This window comes from Pseudomonas sp. LBUM1646 (assembly GCF_059716165.1).
Genome location: NZ_CP166810.1, coordinates 705,718 through 726,126, shown reverse-complemented (window position 1 = coordinate 726,126; position 20,409 = coordinate 705,718). Strand labels below are relative to the sequence as shown.

The 20,409-nt window shown below is 60.6% G+C and carries 17 protein-coding genes; 13 read left to right on the top strand and 4 right to left on the bottom strand.

Features of this window, described 5'->3' with window-relative positions; genetic code table 11:
• Positions 1 to 2: 2 nt before the first annotated feature.
• Positions 3 to 215 carry a hypothetical protein gene (locus tag ACA071_RS03155; RefSeq protein WP_497643087.1) on the bottom strand — a complete coding sequence of 71 codons (213 nt, stop codon included), beginning with the start codon at positions 213 to 215 and terminating at the stop codon, positions 3 to 5.
• Positions 216 to 227: 12 nt separating this feature from the next.
• On the opposite strand from ACA071_RS03155, the gene urtA reads away from it, so the two are divergent.
• The 11 genes from urtA (at position 228) to ureC (ending at position 10,512) form a co-directional block, all read left to right on the top strand.
• Positions 228 to 1,493 (top strand): urea ABC transporter substrate-binding protein, encoded by a 1,266-nt coding sequence (gene urtA / locus ACA071_RS03150; protein ID WP_123402373.1) that lies wholly within the window; start codon positions 228 to 230, stop codon positions 1,491 to 1,493.
• A gap of 143 nt (positions 1,494 to 1,636) precedes the next feature.
• Positions 1,637 to 3,139 (top strand): urea ABC transporter permease subunit UrtB, encoded by a 1,503-nt coding sequence (urtB, locus tag ACA071_RS03145; RefSeq protein ID WP_497643086.1) that lies wholly within the window; start codon positions 1,637 to 1,639, stop codon positions 3,137 to 3,139.
• Positions 3,139 to 4,218, top strand: a complete 1,080-nt coding sequence (urtC, locus tag ACA071_RS03140) for an urea ABC transporter permease subunit UrtC (RefSeq protein ID WP_497643085.1) — start codon at positions 3,139 to 3,141, stop codon at positions 4,216 to 4,218. Before urtB ends, urtC begins: the two co-directional genes overlap by 1 nt.
• A complete protein-coding gene (urtD, locus tag ACA071_RS03135) occupies positions 4,215 to 5,084 on the top strand; it encodes an urea ABC transporter ATP-binding protein UrtD (RefSeq protein ID WP_497643084.1) in 870 nt (289 codons plus the stop codon). Before urtC ends, urtD begins: the two co-directional genes overlap by 4 nt.
• A gap of 132 nt (positions 5,085 to 5,216) precedes the next feature.
• Positions 5,217 to 5,915 (top strand): urea ABC transporter ATP-binding subunit UrtE, encoded by a 699-nt coding sequence (gene urtE, locus ACA071_RS03130; RefSeq protein WP_169371835.1) that lies wholly within the window; start codon positions 5,217 to 5,219, stop codon positions 5,913 to 5,915.
• Positions 5,916 to 5,945: 30 nt separating this feature from the next.
• A complete protein-coding gene (locus tag ACA071_RS03125; RefSeq protein ID WP_497643083.1) occupies positions 5,946 to 6,785 on the top strand; it encodes an urease accessory protein UreD in 840 nt (279 codons plus the stop codon).
• 127 nt (positions 6,786 to 6,912) lie between these two features.
• Positions 6,913 to 7,215: an urease subunit gamma gene (ureA, locus tag ACA071_RS03120; protein ID WP_033055605.1), complete on the top strand. Its 303-nt coding sequence runs from the start codon at positions 6,913 to 6,915 to the stop codon at positions 7,213 to 7,215.
• Positions 7,216 to 7,224: 9 nt separating this feature from the next.
• On the top strand, positions 7,225 to 7,758 hold the full coding sequence (locus ACA071_RS03115) for a GNAT family N-acetyltransferase (protein WP_497643082.1): 534 nt from the start codon (positions 7,225 to 7,227) through the stop codon (positions 7,756 to 7,758).
• A 6-nt stretch (positions 7,759 to 7,764) separates the two neighbouring features.
• A complete protein-coding gene (locus ACA071_RS03110) occupies positions 7,765 to 8,301 on the top strand; it encodes a GNAT family N-acetyltransferase (RefSeq protein WP_123514007.1) in 537 nt (178 codons plus the stop codon).
• Positions 8,298 to 8,606, top strand: coding sequence for an urease subunit beta (locus ACA071_RS03105; protein WP_497643081.1), 309 nt, complete (start codon positions 8,298 to 8,300; stop codon positions 8,604 to 8,606). The genes ACA071_RS03110 and ACA071_RS03105 overlap by 4 nt, the downstream gene beginning before the upstream one ends.
• A gap of 205 nt (positions 8,607 to 8,811) precedes the next feature.
• The gene (gene ureC, locus ACA071_RS03100) at positions 8,812 to 10,512 is read left to right on the top strand and encodes an urease subunit alpha (protein ID WP_497643080.1); all 1,701 of its coding nucleotides are present in this window, start codon (positions 8,812 to 8,814) and stop codon (positions 10,510 to 10,512) included.
• A gap of 53 nt (positions 10,513 to 10,565) precedes the next feature.
• Here the strand turns inward: ureC and ACA071_RS03095 are convergent, their stop codons facing one another.
• A complete protein-coding gene (locus ACA071_RS03095) occupies positions 10,566 to 15,887 on the bottom strand; it encodes an NEL-type E3 ubiquitin ligase domain-containing protein (protein WP_497643079.1) in 5,322 nt (1,773 codons plus the stop codon).
• Positions 15,888 to 16,138: 251 nt separating this feature from the next.
• Here ACA071_RS03095 and ACA071_RS03090 point away from each other — a divergent pair, with 251 nt between their 5' ends.
• The gene (locus ACA071_RS03090) at positions 16,139 to 17,263 is read left to right on the top strand and encodes a sensor histidine kinase (RefSeq protein WP_497643078.1); all 1,125 of its coding nucleotides are present in this window, start codon (positions 16,139 to 16,141) and stop codon (positions 17,261 to 17,263) included.
• Positions 17,264 to 17,419: 156 nt separating this feature from the next.
• On the opposite strand, the gene ACA071_RS03085 is transcribed toward ACA071_RS03090, so the two are convergent.
• The gene (locus tag ACA071_RS03085; RefSeq protein ID WP_497643077.1) at positions 17,420 to 17,725 is read right to left on the bottom strand and encodes a chaperone modulator CbpM; all 306 of its coding nucleotides are present in this window, start codon (positions 17,723 to 17,725) and stop codon (positions 17,420 to 17,422) included.
• A gap of 27 nt (positions 17,726 to 17,752) precedes the next feature.
• Complete coding sequence (locus ACA071_RS03080) at positions 17,753 to 18,703, bottom strand: DnaJ C-terminal domain-containing protein (protein ID WP_497643076.1); 951 nt, start codon at positions 18,701 to 18,703, stop codon at positions 17,753 to 17,755.
• 297 nt (positions 18,704 to 19,000) lie between these two features.
• Here ACA071_RS03080 and ACA071_RS03075 point away from each other — a divergent pair, with 297 nt between their 5' ends.
• Positions 19,001 to 20,275 (top strand): Hsp70 family protein, encoded by a 1,275-nt coding sequence (locus ACA071_RS03075; RefSeq protein ID WP_497643075.1) that lies wholly within the window; start codon positions 19,001 to 19,003, stop codon positions 20,273 to 20,275.
• The last annotated feature ends 134 nt before the right edge of the window (positions 20,276 to 20,409 follow it).

The window sequence follows — 20,409 nt, the reverse complement described above, 5'->3', positions numbered from 1 at the left end:
ATTTATCGCATCGTCACCGCGCCCACATCGATCGCGCCCCAATCTGGCGCGCCCCGCCGCACCAGCGCATCCTCAGCGTTCCTTCCTGGTGCGTCGCCATCCTCACGCAACCGCTCTAACACGACATTTCCTTGCCAAAAGCCGACCGGGCACAGCCCTTGCAAAACAGCCTTCAGTAGTCCGCCTCTGCCAATCAAAAAAATACTAATGTTCATGGAGATCGCACAATGAAGCGTCGCAGCTTGATCAAGGCTTTCACACTCACGGCAAGCATTGCCGCGATGGGCATGACCTGGACGGTCCAGGCCGCCGAAACGATTAAGGTCGGTATCCTGCATTCGTTGTCCGGCACCATGGCGATCTCCGAAACCTCCCTCAAAGACATGGCGTTGATGACCATCGACGAGATCAACGCCAAGGGCGGCGTCAACGGCAAGATGCTGGAACCGGTGGTGGTCGACCCGGCCTCGAACTGGCCGCTGTTCGCCGAAAAAGGCCGTCAGTTGCTGACCCAGGACAAGGTCGCGGTGGTGTTCGGTTGCTGGACCTCGGTGTCGCGTAAATCGGTGTTGCCAGTGTTCGAAGAGCTCAACGGCTTGCTGTTCTACCCGGTGCAATACGAAGGCGAAGAGATGTCGCCGAACGTGTTCTACACCGGCGCGGCGCCGAACCAGCAGGCAATTCCGGCAGTGGAATACCTGATGAGCGAAGAAGGCGGCAGCGCCAAGCGCTACTTCTTGCTCGGCACTGACTACGTCTACCCGCGTACTACCAATAAAATCCTGCGTTCGTTCTTGCACTCCAAAGGCGTGGCAGACAAGGACATCGAAGAGGTCTACACCCCGTTCGGTCACGCCGATTACCAGACCATCGTCGCCAACATCAAAAAATTCTCGGCTGGTGGCAAGACCGCGGTTATCTCCACGGTCAATGGCGACTCCAACGTGCCGTTCTATAAAGAGCTGGCCAACCAGGGCCTGAAAGCCACCGACGTACCAGTCGTGGCGTTCTCGGTCGGCGAAGAAGAACTGCGCGGCATCGACACCAAACCGCTGGTGGGCAACCTCGCGGCGTGGAACTACTTCGAATCGGTGGAGAACCCGCAGAACAAGAAGTTCGTCGCCGACTGGAAAGCCTACGCCAAGAAACACAACCTGCCAGGCGCTGACAAAGCGGTGACCAACGACCCGATGGAAGCCACTTACGTCGGCATCCACATGTGGGCGCAAGCGGCTGAGAAAGCCAAGTCCACCGACGTCGATAAAGTCCGCGAAGCCCTGGCCGGCCAGACCTTTGCCGCGCCGTCCGGCTACACGCTGACCATGGACAAGACCAACCACCACCTGCACAAGCCAGTGATGATCGGCGAGATTCAGGCCGATGGTCAGTTCAACGTGGTGTGGCAGACCGAAGGCCCGATCCGCGCCGAGCCGTGGAGCCCGTTTATCGCGGGTAACGACAAGAAGCCGGATTATGCGGTGAAGAGCAACTAAGCCACCCCGCACAGCCTGATCGTTCCCACGCTCTGCGTGGGAATGCAGCCAGGGACGCTCTGCGTCCCAAAAGCGGACGCGGAGCGTCCGGTGAGGCATTCCCACGGGTCGCGTGGGAACGATCAATACGCAAGGCCAATGACATGCCCACCGCCCTCTACCGCTTCATCCTCGCCCTCGCGCTGCTACTGCCGATGGCCGCCCACGCCGGCGACGCCGAAGACTTCGTCGCGGCCAATCCCGTGCAACAGGCAAAACTCCTGGAAACCTGGGCCGCGCAGCCCGATCCAGCCCGTGTCGAACTGATCAACGCCCTGCAACAAGGCGAGTTGACCGTCGATGGCCAACCGAAAACCCTGCGCCTGAACAATCGTCTGCGGGGTCTGATCGACACCGCCCTGGCCAGCCACCAATTGCTCGCCGCCGACGCCAAAATCCGTCTGGCCGCCGCGCAGCAATTGCAGAAAAGCGCCAAACCGGCGCAGCTGAAATTCCTCGACCAGCAACTGGCTGGCGAAAAAGATGAAAGCGTTCACGCCGCCCTGAGCCTGGCCCTGGCCAACCTGCAACTGGTGGACACCGACCCGGCCGTGCGCCTCGCCGCTGTACGCTTGCTCGGTGAAACCGGCGATCCACTGGCCCGCACGCGCCTCGAAGGGTTGCTCGAACCCGGCATCGAAGCCGACGCGGGGGTACGTACCGCCGCCGAAACCAGCCTCGCTCAAGTCAAACGCAAACTGCTGATCGGCGAGTTGCTCGGTCAGGCGTTCAGCGGCATGTCCCTCGGATCGATTCTGCTGCTCGCGGCACTCGGTCTGGCGATTACTTTCGGCCTGCTCGGCGTGATCAACATGGCTCACGGCGAGATGCTGATGCTCGGTGCCTACTCGACTTACGTGGTGCAACTGATGTTCCAGCGCTTCGCCCCGCAAGCCATCGAGTTCTACCCGCTGATCGCGTTGCCGGTGGCGTTTTTCGTCACCGCCGCCATCGGCATGGCGCTGGAGCGCACGGTGATTCGTCACCTTTATGGCCGCCCGCTGGAAACCCTGCTCGCCACCTGGGGCATCAGCCTGATGCTGATTCAACTGGTGCGTTTGCTGTTCGGCGCACAGAACGTTGAAGTGGCCAACCCGGCCTGGCTCTCGGGCGGGATTCAAGTGCTGCCCAACCTCGTGCTGCCGTACAACCGCATCGTGATCATCGCCTTCGCGCTGTTTGTGGTGGTGCTGACCTGGCTGTTGCTGAACAAGACGCGCCTGGGCCTGAACGTGCGCGCCGTCACTCAGAATCGCAACATGGCCGCCTGCTGCGGCGTGCCCACCGGACGCGTGGACATGCTCGCCTTCGGCCTCGGCTCAGGCATTGCCGGCCTCGGTGGCGTGGCGCTGAGCCAGATCGGCAACGTCGGCCCGGACCTCGGTCAGAGCTACATCATCGATTCGTTCCTGGTGGTGGTGCTCGGCGGAGTCGGGCAGTTGGCCGGTAGCGTGCTCGCCGCGTTCGGCCTCGGTATTGCCAACAAGATTCTCGAACCGCAAATCGGTGCCGTACTCGGCAAGATTCTGATCCTCGCGCTGATCATTCTGTTTATCCAGAAACGTCCGCAAGGCCTCTTCGCACTGAAAGGACGGGTGATCGACTGATGAACCAGCCCCTGCTCGTTACCGCAACACAAAAGGCCGGCCCGAAAGTCACCATCGCCGTCGGCGCTGTGATCCTTGTTTTGCTGCTGGCGTTGCCGTTGATGTCGCTGTTATCGCCCGTCAGCGTTTTCCACGTCTCGGCCTACACGCTGACGCTGGTGGGCAAGATCCTTTGCTACGCCATCGTTGCTCTGGCGCTGGATCTGGTCTGGGGATACGCCGGTTTACTGTCCCTCGGTCACGGTCTGTTCTTTGCCCTCGGCGGCTACGCGATGGGCATGTACCTGATGCGTCAGGCCTCGGGTGACGCCCTGCCGGCGTTCATGACGTTCCTGTCGTGGACCGAGTTGCCGTGGTACTGGACCGGCACCAGCAGCTTCCTCTGGTCGATGTGCCTGGTGGTGTTGGCGCCGGGGTTGTTGGCCTTGGTGTTCGGCTTCTTCGCCTTCCGCTCACGGATCAAGGGCGTGTATTTCTCGATCATGACCCAGGCCCTGACCTTCGCCGGGATGCTGTTGTTCTTCCGCAACGAAACCGGGTTTGGCGGCAACAACGGCTTTACCAACTTCCGCACCATTCTCGGGTTTGGCATTACTGAACCAGGGACGCGCGCGGTGTTGTTTTTCGCCACGGTGGTGTTGCTGGTGGCGAGCCTGTTTATCGGTTGGCGCCTGGCGCAGAGCAAGTTCGGGCGGGTGTTGACTGCGCTACGCGATGCCGAAAATCGCCTGATGTTCTGCGGCTACGATCCACGTGGTTTCAAGCTGTTCGTGTGGGTGTTGAGCGCGGTGCTCTGTGGTCTGGCCGGTGCGTTGTACGTGCCGCAAGTCGGGATCATCAACCCGAGTGAAATGTCGCCGACCAACTCCATCGAAGCCGCGGTTTGGGTGGCGCTGGGCGGTCGCGGCACGCTGATCGGGCCGCTGCTCGGCGCTGGCGTGGTCAATGGGATGAAGAGCTGGTTCACCGTGGCGTTCCCGGAGTACTGGCTGTTCTTTCTCGGTGCGCTGTTCATCGTCGTGACCCTTTACCTGCCTAAGGGCGTGATTGGGCTGCTGAAAAAGAGAGGTGAACAATGAGAGTCACAGCGACGGCGGAATTCATGCTCGAACCGGCCTTTTTCCCTGTGGAACCGAACAAGGACGCGGGCAGCAGCCGCGACGCCATCGGCCTCGGCCAAAGCGCCGGCCCCGGCCTGGACACCCGCCACGGCACGATTCTGACCCTGGAAGACATCAGCGTCAGCTTCGATGGCTTCAAGGCGTTGAACACTCTGAACCTGTACATCGGCGTCGGCGAACTGCGCTGCATCATCGGCCCCAACGGCGCGGGCAAGACCACGCTGATGGACGTGATCACCGGCAAGACCCGCCCGAGTCACGGCAAGGCCTGGTTCGGTGAAACCATGGACCTGACGTTGATGAGCGAAGTGCAAATCGCCCAGGCCGGCATCGGCCGCAAGTTTCAAAAGCCAACGGTGTTTGAAGCGCTAAGCGTGTTCGAAAACCTGGAACTGGCGCAGAAAACCGACAAGTCGGTGTGGGCCAGCCTGCGGGCGCGACTAAGCGGCGAACAGCGTGACCGCATCGCTGAAGTGCTGGAAACCATTCGCCTGACCACCTCGGTCAATCGCCCGGCGGGTTTGTTGTCCCACGGGCAGAAGCAGTTTCTGGAGATCGGCATGCTGTTGATGCAAGACCCGCAATTGCTGCTGCTCGATGAACCGGTAGCGGGCATGACCGACGCCGAAACCGAATTCACCGCCGAGCTGTTCAAAAGCCTGGCCGGCAAGCATTCGCTGATGGTGGTGGAACACGACATGGGCTTCGTCGGCTCGATTGCCGACCACGTCACCGTGTTGCACCAGGGCAGCGTGCTGGCGGAAGGGTCGTTGGAGCAGGTGCAGGAAAACGAGCGAGTGATCGAGGTCTACCTCGGTCGCTGAGATTTGATCGTCCCCACGCGACCCGTGGGAATGCCGCCATGGACGCTCTGCGTCCGCCGTTATGTGACGCGGAGCGTCACGGGATGCATTCCCACGCAGAGCGTGGGAACGATCACTGAGGGAGAATTTTGAATGCTGCAAGTCGACAAGCTGCACCAGTACTACGGCGGTAGCCACATCCTGCGCGGCCTCTCGTTTGAGGTGAAGGTCGGCGAAGTCACGTGCCTGCTCGGGCGCAACGGCGTGGGCAAAACCACCTTGCTCAAATGCCTGATGGGCCTGTTGCCTTCCAAAGAAGGCGCGGTGAACTGGGAAGGCAAGCCAATCACCACGTTCAAGCCGCACCAGCGAGTGCATGCCGGGATCGCCTACGTGCCCCAGGGCCGGGAAATTTTCGGCCGGCTGACCGTGGAAGAAAACCTGCTGATGGGTCTGTCGCGGTTCCCCGGCAGCGAGGCCAAGGAAGTCCCGGCATTCATCTACGAGCTGTTCCCGGTGCTGCTGCAGATGAAACAGCGTCGCGGCGGTGACTTGTCCGGTGGTCAGCAACAACAACTGGCCATCGGTCGCGCATTGGCCAGCCGCCCACGCCTGCTGATCCTCGACGAGCCCACCGAAGGCATCCAGCCATCGGTGATCAAGGAAATCGGCGCGGTGATCAAGAAGCTCGCGGCCCGGGGCGACATGGCGATTTTGCTGGTGGAGCAGTTTTACGATTTCGCCGCTGAACTGGCCGATCAATACCTGGTGATGTCCCGGGGCGAGATCGTGCAACAGGGTCGCGGCGAAAATATGGAAGCCGAAGGTGTGCGTGGATTGGTTACGATCTAGTCTGTAGCGTCCTAACGATAATTAAAAACTATGAATTTACCTCTTCCCACTGTCCTGTTTACCCCGAGCTGGCACGCCGAGCTGGAGCTGGGCTACGCCCGTTTCGGCGACAGCACGCGCCCGGTCCAGCGCCGACACAAAGGCCCGCTGCGGGTGCAAAAGCACCTGTACGCCGAAGGCCCCGAGGTGTGCCAGCACATCATCGTGCACCCGCCGGGTGGGATTGCGGGTGGTGATCGACTGGACATTTCGGCCAGCGTCGGCAGCGATGCCTGGGCGCAGATCACCAGCCCCGGCGCCGCCAAGTGGTATCGCGCCGCCGGTCCCGCTTATCAGCAGCTGGACTTGAAAGTGGCGGCCGGTGCGACACTGGAATGGCTGCCCCAGGAGACGATCATCTTCAGCGCCGCCCAGGCTGAACTCAGCACCTCGATCGACCTGGAAGGCGATGCCCGGTTGTTCTACTGGGACGTGGTGGCGCTGGGTCGCCCGGCCAGTGGCGAGCGTTTTGACCGAGGGCATTTTCAGGCAAAGCTGGATATCCGCCGCGACGGCCAGTTGCTCTGGCACGAACGCCAGCGCATTGTCGGGGGTGATGGCTTGCTCGACTCGCCGATTGGGCTGGATGGTCAGCCGGTGTTTGCGACGTTGCTGGTGACCGGGGTGATCGACAGTGAACTGCTGGAAACCTGTCGCTCGCTGCCCAATGACGTGCGCGGGGATTTGACCCAGTTGCCGGGGTTGTTGGTGGCGCGATGCCTGGCCAGTGAAGCGTTGTTGGCACGCGGTTGGCTGATCGATTTGTGGCGCCTGCTGCGGCCCGCGCTGCTCGGTCGCGAAGCCGTCCCCCCGCGAATATGGAGCACCTGAACACCAATCCCCCTGTAGGAGCATGGCTTGCCCGCAAAGCTTTTGGCGGCCTCAAGGTCCCCTTCGCGGGCAAGCCTCGCTCCTACAGGTTGTAGTGACCTTTTATCTGCCGATATGGATTCCAACGATGGACCTGACCCCACGCGAAAAAGACAAGCTGTTGATCTTCACCGCCGGCCTCGTCGCCGAGCGGCGTTTGGCTCGCGGCGTGAAACTCAATTACCCGGAAGCCATGGCTTACATCTCCGCAGCACTGCTCGAAGGCGCCCGTGACGGTCGCACCGTCGCTGAGCTGATGCACTTCGGCACCACCCTGCTGAGCCGCGAACAAGTGATGGAAGGCATTCCGGAAATGATCCCGGAGATCCAGGTCGAAGCGACGTTCCCCGACGGCACCAAACTGGTCACCGTCCACCAACCGATCGCCTGAGGCCGCGCCATGACTTACCAAATCCGCGATGCGCTGCACGCCGACCTGCCGGCGATCCGCGACATCTACAACGACGCCGTGCTCAACACCACCGCGATCTGGAACGAACAGGCCGTGGACCTGGGCAACCGCCAGGCCTGGTTCAGCGCCCGGCAATCCCAGGGTTATCCGATCCTGGTGATCGTCGACGGTGATAACACCGTGCTGGGCTACGCTTCATTCGGTGACTGGCGGCCGTTCGACGGGTTTCGCCACACCGTCGAACACTCGGTCTACGTGCGCAGTGACCAGCGCGGCAACGGCCTCGGCCCGCAATTGATGGCCGAGCTGATCGAACGCGCCAAGGGCCGCGACAAACACGTGATGGTCGCCGCTATCGAAAGCGGCAACGGTGCGTCGATTCGACTGCACGATCGCGCCGGTTTTGTCGTCACCGGCCAAATGCCGCAAGTGGGCACCAAGTTCGGCCGCTGGCTGGACCTGACCTTCATGCAACTGACCCTCGACCCGGGCGCCATGCCGCCCGGGGCTCACAAGGAGTGATACCTGATGAACGCCGCCCAACTGCGCCGCGTGAATGTTGAAAGCTTTGCGCACTATCGCCAGGGTTTGATCGATTTGCTGCTGGACGCCGTGGGTTATGGCGCCAGCGTCGGTTTCATGGCCGACCTTGATGCAACGCAGGCCCGGGCTTATTTCGATGATGTCCAGGCCAACCTGAACCAGGGCAATGTGCTGCTGTGGGTGGTGGTCAAGGACGAACAGGTGCAAGCCAGCGTGCAACTGACCCTGTGCCAGAAAGCCAATGGCCTGAACCGCGCCGAAGTGCAGAAGTTGCTGGTGCGCGAGCACGCCCGTCGTCGCGGCCTCGGACAGCAATTGATGAGCGCCCTGGAACTCGCCGCCCGCCAGCACAAGCGCGGCATGCTTTACCTCGACACCGAGGCCGGCTCCCCCGCCGAAGACTTCTACAAGGCGCTGGGCTACACCCGCGCCGGTCAAATCCCCGACTACGCCTGCGACCCGGCCGGCAACTATCGGCCAACCGCCCTCTACTACAAGATTCTGCAAGGAGTGAATGGATGATTCCCGGTGAATACCAGATCCAGCCCGGCGACATCGAACTCAACGTTGGCCGCCGCACCGTCAGCCTGAAAGTGGCCAACAGCGGCGACCGGCCGATCCAGGTCGGCTCGCATTACCACTTTTTCGAAACCAACGACGCCCTGACCTTTGACCGCGCCGCCAGCCGTGGCATGCGCCTGAACATCCCGGCCGGCACCGCCGTGCGTTTCGAACCGGGCCAGAGCCGCGAGGTCGAGCTGGTCGATTTGGCCGGGCATCGACGGGTGTTCGGATTTGCCGGCAAGATCATGGGTGACCTCGATTGATATCTGCGGTGCTTTCGAAAGATTGCAGCCTCGTTTCACTCGACAGCTCCTACAGGGTGCGGGCAACCGGAAAAGTGTGTGAACGCCCTGCGGCGCCCGAAATGTCGCGGTCGTACGCTGCCTGTAGGAGCTGTCGAGCGCAGCGAGGCTGCGATAGCGAGCTACGCGAGCGGTCTCAAAAACAATTGAATCCCAAGGCAAGCACATGAAAATTTCTAAACAGGCCTACGCCGACATGTTCGGCCCCACCGTCGGTGACAAGGTGCGCCTGGCCGACACCGAACTGTGGATCGAAGTCGAAAAAGACTTCACCACCTACGGCGAAGAAGTGAAATTCGGCGGCGGCAAAGTCATTCGCGACGGCCAGGGCCAAAGCCAATTACTGGCGGCCGAAGTGGTCGACACGGTGATCACCAACGCCCTGATCATTGACCACTGGGGCATCGTCAAAGCCGACGTCGGCCTCAAGGACGGGCGTATCGCCGGCATCGGCAAGGCCGGCAACCCGGACGTGCAACCGGACGTGACCATCGCCATCGGCGCCAGCACCGAAGTCATCGCCGGTGAAGGCATGATCCTCACCGCCGGCGGCATCGACACGCACATCCACTTCATTTGCCCGCAGCAGATCGAAGAAGCGCTGATGAGCGGCGTCACCACCATGATCGGCGGCGGCACCGGCCCGGCCACCGGCACCAACGCCACGACCTGCACCTCCGGGCCATGGCACCTGGCGCGCATGCTCCAGGCTGCCGATGCGTTCCCGATGAACATCGGCCTCACCGGCAAGGGCAACGCCAGCCTGCCGGAGCCGTTGATCGAGCAGGTCAAGGCCGGCGCCATCGGCCTGAAGCTGCACGAAGACTGGGGCACCACCCCGGCGAGTATCGACAACTGTCTGAGCGTGGCCGACCAGTACGACGTGCAGGTGGCGATCCACACCGACACCCTTAACGAATCCGGCTTCGTTGAAACCACCCTCGCCGCCTTTAAGGGCCGCACCATCCACACCTACCACACCGAAGGCGCGGGTGGCGGTCATGCCCCGGACATCATCAAGGCCTGCGGCTTCAAGAATGTGCTGCCGAGTTCAACCAACCCGACCCGGCCGTTCACCCGTAACACCATCGACGAACACCTGGACATGCTGATGGTCTGCCATCACCTGGACCCGAGCATTGCCGAAGACGTGGCCTTCGCCGAAAGCCGCATCCGCCGCGAAACGATTGCCGCCGAAGACATCCTGCATGACCTCGGTGCATTCTCGATGATCAGCTCCGACAGTCAGGCCATGGGCCGCGTCGGCGAAGTCATCACCCGCACCTGGCAGACCGCCGACAAGATGAAAAAGCAGCGCGGCCCGCTGCCCCAGGACGGGGAAGGCAACGACAACTTCCGCGCCAAACGCTACATCGCCAAGTACACCATCAACCCGGCAATCACCCACGGCATCAGCCATGAAGTGGGCTCGATCGAAGTGGGTAAATGGGCCGACCTGGTGCTGTGGCGTCCGGCGTTTTTCGGGGTCAAGCCGACGCTGATCCTCAAGGGCGGCGCCATTGCGGCGAGCCTGATGGGCGACGCCAATGCCTCGATTCCGACACCACAACCGGTGCACTACCGCCCGATGTTCGCCAGTTACGGCGGCTCGCTGCATGCCACCAGCCTGACCTTTATCAGCCAGGCCGCGCAGGATGCAGGGTTGCCCGAAGCCTTGGGCTTGAAGAAGAAAATCGCCGTGGTGAAGGGCTGTCGTGAAGTGCAGAAAACCGACCTGATCCACAACGACTATCTGCCGAACATTGACGTCGACCCGCAGACTTACCAGGTCAAGGCCGACGGCGTATTGCTGTGGTGCGAGCCGGCAGAAACCCTGCCAATGGCCCAACGGTATTTCCTGTTCTGAAGTGATGCTCAAAACCCGCGGCAAGGCGCAATGCCTCGCCGCGGGTCGACGGTTTAAAGCCGTGTATTGAGGTCCGGCTCATCAGGAACGGCTGCGGGTTCAACCGTAAACGCTATCTCGACCCGCTGCAGTTTGGCCCGGTCAATCGCCTCTTGAGTCAGGCGCTTGAACAGCGCTTGCTGTTCACTGTCGACGTTAGCCAGGTCAGCGCTGTATTCGCTCTCACTCATGACACGACCAGGGGCGATGTCTTCGGCGGGCTTGCCCAGTTCCGTGGCGAGCGCCTTGAGTTGCTGCTCCAGGCTGATGGCCTGCGGACCGGTCAGGTCTGTTAGGTGTGCTCGTTCATCGAGGGCCGTCCACAACTCGGTGATCGCCTCGATCTTACGCTTGAGGCCATCGAACGCGCCGGCGTTCACTTGCTCCAGCCAGGTTTTCCAGAAGTCCTGCACAAGAATCCAGTCCACCAGCAATTCGCCTTTTTCCAAGGCCTGGATGCGCTGATAAGCGTCGTCGATCATCGCGCGAGTCACCCCGGCCATGCGCCGAAACTGCATGCCGCGGGCCTGCCAGGGCAACTCCAGACGTATGGCGAGGTCGGTCATGTACGCCAGATGCACCTCGACCTCATCAATCGTACCCGTGACTTCGCCGTCAGCCCCCACCTGTCTGAAGGCCTCTCCCGCCTGCACCCGCTCATTGATCGAATGACTGGCAATGGCCCGTAACTCGTCCAGCCGCGACTTGCCCCGAGCCAACTGCACCAATTCAGCTTCGATCAAGCCGTCGTTGGCCAGCGTGTAGGCTTCGTGAATCAGCACCGCGACGCCCATTGAGTTGAACAGCGCCGTACCACCATCCACACAGGCGGTCGGCAAGGTCGCCATCGCAAACAGCCGCTCGCGCAGTGCCGAGTTCTCGGCCATGGCGTCGAGCATTCGCCAGACCTTGGCGGTCAGGTTGGCGCGGTATTCCAGGTTGGAGGTGTAGTCCGCCGAACCGGTCAGCTTCTTCAATTCCTCGAAAAAGCGCAGTGAGTGAAACGCGTCCTCGACGGCGTTCCAGGTGGGCTGCTTCCTGGCCCATTCCTGACGGGTCATGCCTTGCTCCCAGTCGAGGCTGTCGCGTACGCCCCGAGGCGGAAACGGACGGTCAGGGTCCATGCCCATGGAGCGAATGTAGCCTTTGACCGTCTCCAGATCCGCCGCCGAGATCCAGTCAGGCCCACGACTGATCACCGACCGGGCGATCAACTCGGCAGACGCTGAACCGGGCTCGACCACCGGGATCTGAGTCAGCTTGTTCAGGTGCAACTCCAGGTAGAAATGCCGATAACGCCGCTGCTCAAAAAGCCCCGGCGGCCAGGTGGTGGCACCGGTGTCAGCCAGGACCAGCGTGTGCAGAAAAGGCATACGGCTGATATCGGGCAACCGCCCCAACGGATTCGATCCCATACCCAACGTTTGCAGGCGGGTCAGTTTTCTGAGCCGGCCGACGTCGTCTGCGGTCAAGACTATCTGGTTGCGCGTGACGGACAGCTCGAATAGCTGATGCAGTTTTCCGATCCCTGTAGGCAAGCGCGTCAGGCGGTTTGCTTCCAGATTCAGCAAGCGCAACCGACGAAACGGTTTCAGGATAAATTCCTCGGCATTGGTCAGCCCCGTGTCACGCAAAATCAACTGGGTCACGTGGTCGAAGTTGGCCTCCAGAAGCGGCATGGTCCGCAGGTGACGTGGCAATGAAATGCCCCTGAGGCTCAGGCTTTGCCCCAGATAATTACCGGCACCGTCGTAATGAGCGGGGCCGGTGCGCTGCCAGCATTCCTTCAGGGCCTGATAGATCTGGTCGCGTTCAAGGACTTCCTGCGCGCCTTCGGGCAATAACCGCCATTGTTCGGTGGGTGACGCGACCCAGCGGCGGAAATTACCATTGAAGGTCTCAAACTCCCGTTCGAGGTGGCTCAAGCAGACCTCCGCCGAACCGCCGATCTGCACATAGGAATCGAGCAGTTGCTCGACACCGGATTCGATCAGCGTGGGGTAGAGCCTGCTCACCCGCGCCTTGAGCCGATTGCGTCTGATGGCGCTCTCCACCCGTTGTGGATAACCCTGCATCCCGCCCTTCAAGCGCATCCTCTGTGGATCGTAAGCCGGTTTTCTAGCGGGTGTTGGCGCCAGGATCGATTCCAGCCTGTCATGAGACAGCGGTTGCTTGACTACCGTCGCTTTAAGCTGCGCCCCCTGGTTGATCTCGTACCCCAGCGCCTCGCGCTCTGCATCCGGCAAGGCGTGCAGCACCGCGCCATACAGATTGTCAGCGCCGTGCAGGTGTTGATCGAGTGCATCCCGGGCTTCATACAACCCCTCCCCGTTGACCACCAGGACTTTGCGGTTTGGCGCATCTGGCAGTCCAACGCTGTCGCGCAGCGAGCCGCTGAAGGACAACTCGCGGACTTCGATGCGCAGCGCAGCCGACCAGCCTGGCAGCGCGGCAATGCTGTGCAATGCCAGGCGTTCGGTGTCGGTGCTTTCCAATGCTTTCAGGTACAGGCCTTCGTAGGCACGGGCCACACGCAACTGGGCCATGGCATCTCGTGCCTGCTGTTTGAGCCGCAGCGGCAGACGGTTTTTTTGCTCGATAAAACGCAGGTCTTCCGGCGTAGCTAGTTTCAGCAGGTCCTGCGCGACGTTACCCGACAGTTGCGGGTAATCACGTAGAAGCAGCAACTGCCGCGGATCGGCGGTCACGTCCGCGGCCTTGGACAGCGAGTCGAAAAGCCGGCGGGTCTGTCGCCCGGCATGCATCGCCAGGCGAATGCGTAACGTCTCCAGGCGCTCTGCCCGGTCAGAGGACACTCGCTTGCCCAACATGGCGAGAATCTCGCTGTCATCCAGAGCGTCCAGCACTCGCCCGGCCAATTCTGCGTTGCGCAGTTGGGTGCGGGTGATCCTGATCGTCTGCCCAGGCTTAGCATCGGCGTTGCCGTATTTAATCGAGGAGCCTGAGTAAGACTTGTCATCAAAAAGCGCTACTGCCCTGGATTCAGGCCACCCCGGTAACTCAGTCATAAAGGTCGGCAAAAAACCTTCCAGCGACTCGGAAACACGGTTATCCAGAATCTGTCGACCGAGGTCCTCGGCCTCGGCATAAGTCTTGAAGCGTTTGACCGTATCGGTGAGCAGGGTCGGCGGACGTTCGTGCTCGACATGCAACCTGCGCAACACATTGTCATCGATGCCACTGACGGTACGAATGTGCGCCTGCGTGGACGCCGGTAACGCGTCCATGAAATGCCCCAGACGTTGCCAGACGTTGGTGGCGTCCCATTGCAGCGGATCTTCCAGCTCGGTACTCCAGGCTCCCGCGCCGTTATGCGCCAGTTCCGGCTGGTAGGCGTTGGGGCGCGTCGGATGTTCGATGCGGTGCCGTCCGGTGTTCGGGTCTTCTTTCAATCCGTAGTGTTTGTTATCCAGCGGCAACACCGTCTGGCCTTCGTGCTGGTACAACCCCAACTCATCGGGGCGAGATGCCGGGGGCAATGCCAGTTGGCGTTCATACGGCGAAAGATCGGGCTTCCACAGACTGGCCTTGCCATCAGGCAGTTCGACGGCCCTGAGTTTGTCGACAAACGGCGAAGCTTTTATCGGTGCAGGCATTCCCGACGGCAAGATATGCCCGGCGCCCATCATCGCCAGTTGAGCACCGTTGATCAGCACTGAGGTGAGATGCGTCGAGGCTTCTTCACGATCGCCCTTGCTCCAGTCTTCGAGGCCTTCGGCCAGCTCTTCAAGCAGTTGGGCAACCATGATCCCGAGCATCGCTTCGCCCAGGCCTGGCACCAGCATTGCGGCGAAGTTGAACACGTTCCAACCGATGTCGAGGTAACTGCTCAGACGCTTCCAGCGACTCCGCGCGTCTTCGTCGCCGGTGGGTACGGCGATGCGGCGGGCATCTGCCAGCGCTTTATCCCGTCGCGCGGTGAACAGCGCACTCCACAGATTGCCGGTAACGAGGTTGGTGATCGGTTCCGGATTCGGGTTTTCGACGGCGGTCTCTCGCCACCACGGCCCCATGTCCAGGGGTTCACGCTGCTTCCAGGTGAAGGTCTTGAGGCGCTCGTTGACCCGGCTGAAAAACACACCCTTGTCGCGCTGTGCGACAAACCGGCTGAAAAATCGCTGATAGTCAGGACTGAGCAACTGCCCGATCAGGGTTTTCATGAAGTCGCTGAAAGAGTCGTACTCCTTGACCGGATGCTCAGGGTCGTCCGGGATGTAGGCGATCAGCTTTCCGTTCAGGCGGCTCTGTTGATAAATATCTTCCTTGCGTAGCAATTCCTCAGACAGTCCTTTGGGACCGTTGGCGAAAAACGCCTTGAGCAGTTGAAACCGCTCATAGTCCTGATGAGGCAGAAATGGCAATCGCTGGGACCAGTCGAGCCAGGACTTCAGCAGCGGCGGTGTCAGCGAATCAATGGTCTTTTTGAGCAGCTTCGGATCGCCCACTGCGCTGAACAGCATGATCCCGGTGAGCCTGAAACCCATCAATGACAAACGATGACAGTGCATCGGCGCACCATATAGCTCACGGTTCGGCGCACCGTCGTGAACCTCCAGCATCTTGCTGAACCCGTGCGAAGTAATATCCCCCTTGAGTAATGCTGCCAACGCCGCGAGTTTGAAGGCTGCCTTGTCGCTGGTCACCAAGTGTTGTTGCAGCGCAACTCGGGCCGTGGCCTGGGTCGGCGTCAGAATCTCCTTGAGATGAGTTTGGTACTGCGCCCCGATATCCAGAGAACGGCACAGCGCGACAAATTGCTCGACGGTCAGGATATGGCGCAGAGGTGCGCCCTCGGCATCCCGGGTAAACACGCCGGACCCCTCACTGAACGCGCCCGCCTCGGCCTCGCGGGCCTCGAAGTTATGCAGGGCGGCGTCAAGCAATGTCAGTTGTTTGAAATCATTCGCGCCGGTGCTTATGCCAAAGACAAGATGATCGGGCACGTACAAGCGAAGTTCCGCCACACGAACATCGAGTTCAACTTTAAACTGGTCTTTCAAGGCGTTTAACAACAATGGCTCGGCGAAGAGCCGAATATCCTGCTGCAGTTTATTAATGAGTGCGTCAGATTTTCCTTGAAGCAACCATCGCCGACCAAACAGATCTTTCAATTCATCGCGATCAATCTTTCGGGCCTTCAAGTACCAGTCCGGAAAGGCACCCATCGCCCCCTGAAAAGCCAGCAGCCCGGCGGCTGGAGCCATTTCTTTCGACTTCAATATTGCCTGTTTGATGCGTTCAAAATGAATACCCGACTTTTTAATGCCGGAGACAGATGACGCTTCATGTCCTTCAACTTCTTGCACATCAGTCATGCCACCATCTTCCATGATTATTTTTGACTGATCAGACTAGCCAACACCCGACGGAAACAAAAATTCAAAAAACTGCGACTAGCCCGCCTGAAACTTCAAAAACACTTCAACTATTAAAATCAAAGAATATATATAAATACCACCCACTCGACAGTTCACCTTGACCCCTCAAATTCAGCGGTGTTTACCCGGACGTGAAGGCGCTAATATGCAGCTCCATTACCGCCCATTTCTGCTCGGGAACACCGTCCATGCGCTTAAGCGAATTCATCGTGATAGAGGTTGATCGTATCGTCGATGAATGGGAGCAGTTCGCCCGTGCGATCACGCCCGACGACAACCTGGATCGCACCACCTTGCGCGATCACGCCAGCGCCATTCTGCTGGCCGCCGCGCGGGACATGGCCACCGCCCAGACCGCCCATGAACAGGCCGCCAAGGCCAAGGGCAACGGGCCGGAGAAAACCCCCAGCCTGGATCGGGCCGCTGCCAGCCATGGCGAGCTGCGGCACAACGTGGGGTTTGATCTGGTGCAGATGACCTCCGAGTTCCGGCACTTGCGTGCTTGTGTCATCCGCCTGTGGGTCAACAGCCTGAAAACCCCGGACCTGGCGTATTTCCAGGACATGGTCCGCTTCAACGAAGCCATCGATGAAGCCCTGGCCGAGTCCACCGCCGCCTATGCCGAGCAGGTCAACCATTCGCGGGACATGTTTCTGGCGATCCTCGGCCATGACCTGCGGGCGCCGTTGCAGGCGGTGAGCATGTCCACCGAGTTGTTGCTGCGAAAGGCACCGCTCGAAGCTGACGCCCTGACCTGTGTGCACCACATCAAGCGTGGCACCCGGCACATGGCGGTGATGGTCAGCGATCTGCTGGAACTGGTGCGCAGTCGGCTGGGCAAAAGACTGCCGATCGAACCGGTTCCAATGGACATGGCCGAGGCGGCGCATGAGGCGATTGCCCAGGCCTGTGCCGGCAACCCCGAGTGCGATCCAACACTTAGCGTCAGTGGTGACACCCAAGGCGTCTGGGACGGCGGGCGAGTCGCTCAGCTGTTGCAGAACCTGATCGGTAACGCGTTGCAGCATGGTTCGAACAAACGTGATGTCACCGTTACCCTCAGCGGCGAACCCGACACGGTGCGCCTGACGGTGCATAACCATGGCGTGCCGATTCCGGAAGACGCGATCAGCACGATATTCGACCCACTGGTACGCAGCGCCGACGAACAACTCGGGCAACCGTCGACCAGCCTTGGCCTGGGCTTGTTTATCGTCAAGGAAGTGGTGGATGCCCATCAGGGAACGATCGAGGTCAGTTCCAATGAGGTGGATGGGACGTTGTTTACCGTGGTGTTGCCGCGCAAGGTTTGAAGCTGTCGCAACAATCCCTGCAGGAGCTGCCGCAGGCTGCGATCTTTTGATCCTGCCTTTGATGTTTGGCGCCTTACGGGGCCAATGGAAATCAAGATCAAAAGATCGCAGCCTGCGGCAGCTCCTACAGGGCCGTTTACAGCCGTTATTTCGGTGCTATTCGACGACCAACCGCCCAAGTCGCTGCTTGAGCATGCGGTTCTCGGCCCGCAATTGCTGCACTTCCTCAAGCAGGTCCAGCGCCAGAGCGACACCTTCCCATTCCAGTTCCAGGTCGCGCCGCAGCTTGACGGCGCGCTTGGCCAGCGCCAATTCGTAATCGTTGAAAAGCCAATCCTTGGGCGCTGAGCCCTGAGGTTCGAGGATGCCGTGTTCGACGATTTCGATCACGTAGACGTCCGACAGGTCGGTCGCCTCACAGAATTCTGCCATGTCCAGTTGAACGATCAGGGGACTGCTCATAGTCAGTAGCTCCAGGGTTCTAGCGGATCAAAAATTTTCCCGCGGGTCGAAAGCGGCTTTCTTCGCCAGCTCCTGCCACAACGCCTTGGTTTCATCGTCCGAAACCTTGGGCATGACCGCCTTGAGCTGCACGAACAGGAAGCCGCGTTCGCCCTTCTTGTTCAGCAAACCGTGGCCCTTGGCGCGCATGCGCTGGCCGTTCTGGCTGCCGGCCGGGACCTTGAGGTTGATCTTGCCGGTCAGGGTCGGCACGGCCACTTCAGTGCCCAACGCCAACTCCCACGGAGCCAGCGGCAAGGTGATGATCAGGTTCTCGCCTTCCACATCGAATTTTGGGTGCGGGGCAAAACGGATGATCAGGAACAGGTCGCCATTGGCGCCGCCACCGGTGCCCGGAGCGCCCTGGCCCTTGAGGCGAATACGCTCGCCATCGGCCACACCGGCCGGGATCTTCACGTTCAGGCTTTTAGGGGTGTTACTGACATGCTGGCCGGCCGCGTTGTACTGCGGCACCTGGAAGGTGACCTTCTTCGATTCGTTCGAGAGGGTTTCTTCCAGAAAAATCCCAAGTTCCATTTCCACGTCTTGCCCTCGACGTCCGGCACTGCGACGCGACTCTCCACCACCAAAACCAGGGCCACGGTTGCCGAAGATCGAACTGAAGAAGTCCGAGAAATCGCCCGTGTCCTGACCACCACCGAAACCACCGCCGCCACCACGACCCTGCCAGCCTGGCGGGCCCTGGAACGGCTGGCCGTGCTGGCCGTATTTGCGCAAGTCGTCGTATTCGGCGCGCTTGTCGGCACTTTTCAGCGCTTCATAGGCTTCCGAAGCGTCCTTGAACTTGGCCTCGGCGTCCTTTTCCTTGCTGACGTCGGGGTGGTATTTGCGGGCCAGCTTGCGATAGGCGGCTTTAATCGTCTTATCGTCCGCGGTCGGTTCCACACCGAGAATCTTGTAATAGTCTTTGAAGTCCATCTAAGGATCACCATCCGTTATCAAAATCGCGCCGTCACCGGCAGCATGCGCGTATTAACAGCCGCCAGGTTGACCGATCTCAAGTTTGTGACCGGCTAGCGCATCAGAAGTTTATCGGCAGCGGCGGGCGGTTCTTGCGACCGTCCTGTGGCTGCCAGGGCCAATGCAGACAAGTTTGGGGCATCGGGCCAGCTTATCAAGGCGCTATTAGCGGTGATTTAGCGGATAGTCGGCCTTCGAATCTTCGCCGCACTGGCATACACTGCGCGGCCGTTTTTTAACCGGAACTCGAAAGACATGAAAAACGCATCCCCAGCCCGTGCCTGTGGTATCGACTTCGGCACGTCCAACTCCACCGTCGGCTGGCTACGCCCCGGCATGGAAACGCTGATCGCGCTGGAGGACGACAAGATCACCCTGCCCTCGGTGGTCTTCTTCAACATCGAAGAACGCCGCCCGGTGTACGGCCGGCTGGCGCTGCACGAGTACCTGGAAGGCTACGAAGGCCGGCTGATGCGCTCGCTCAAGAGCCTGCTGGGTTCCAAGCTGATCAAGCACGACACCAGCGTTCTGGGCACGGCGATGCCGTTCAAGGACCTGCTCGGCTTGTTCATCGGCCAGTTGAAGAAACGCGCTGAAGCGGCTGCCGGTCGGGAGTTTGATGAAGTGGTGCTGGGTCGTCCGGTGTTCTTCGTCGACGACGATGAACTGGCCGACCAGGAAGCGGAAAACACCTTGGTGGACGTGGCCCGGGCCATTGGCTTCAAGGACGTGTCGTTCCAGTACGAACCGATTGCGGCGGCATTCGACTACGAGTCGACCATCGAAAAAGAAGAGCTGGTACTGATCGTCGACATCGGCGGTGGTACGTCCGACTTCTCGCTGGTGCGCCTGTCGCCTGAGCGCCGCATGCACGACAACCGTCACGATGACATCCTCGCCACCGGCGGCGTGCACATCGGCGGGACCGACTTCGACAAGCAGTTGAGCCTGCAAGGCCTGATGCCGCTGTTCGGCTACGGCAGCCGCATGAAGAGCGGCGCCTACATGCCCACCAGTCACCACATGAACCTGGCGACCTGGCACACCATCAACTCGGTGTACTCGCAGAAGTCGACTCTGGCCCTGGGCAGCATGCGCTACGACATCGAAGACACCGGCGGTATTGATCGCCTGTTCAAGCTGATCGACCAGCGCGCCGGCCACTGGCTGGCCATGGAAGTGGAAGAAACCAAGATCCAGCTGACCCACGCCGACACCCGTCACGTGCCGCTGGACCGCATCGAACCGGGCCTGAGCGTCGAACTGACCCGGGCGCTGTTCGAGTCGGCCATCGACAACCTGCTGGAGCGCGTGCGCAACAGCGTTACGCAACTGTTGAACGATGCCAACGTGCGGGTTGATCAGGTCGATACGGTGTTTTTCACCGGTGGTTCGAGCGGGATTCCGGCGCTGCGCAACAGCGTCTCGGCGATGCTGCCGAACGCGCGGCATGTAGAAGGGAACATCTTTGGCAGTATCGGCAGCGGGTTGGCGATTGAAGCCATGAAGCGCTACGGCGCGATGGACTGACAGCCCACTGATCGTTCCCACGCTCCGCGTGGGAATACAGCCCGGGACGCTCCGCGTCCCATTCGAGAGCTGGAACGCGGACCGTCCCTTGAGGCATTCCCACGCAGAGCGTGGGAACGAGCATCAACAGCGAA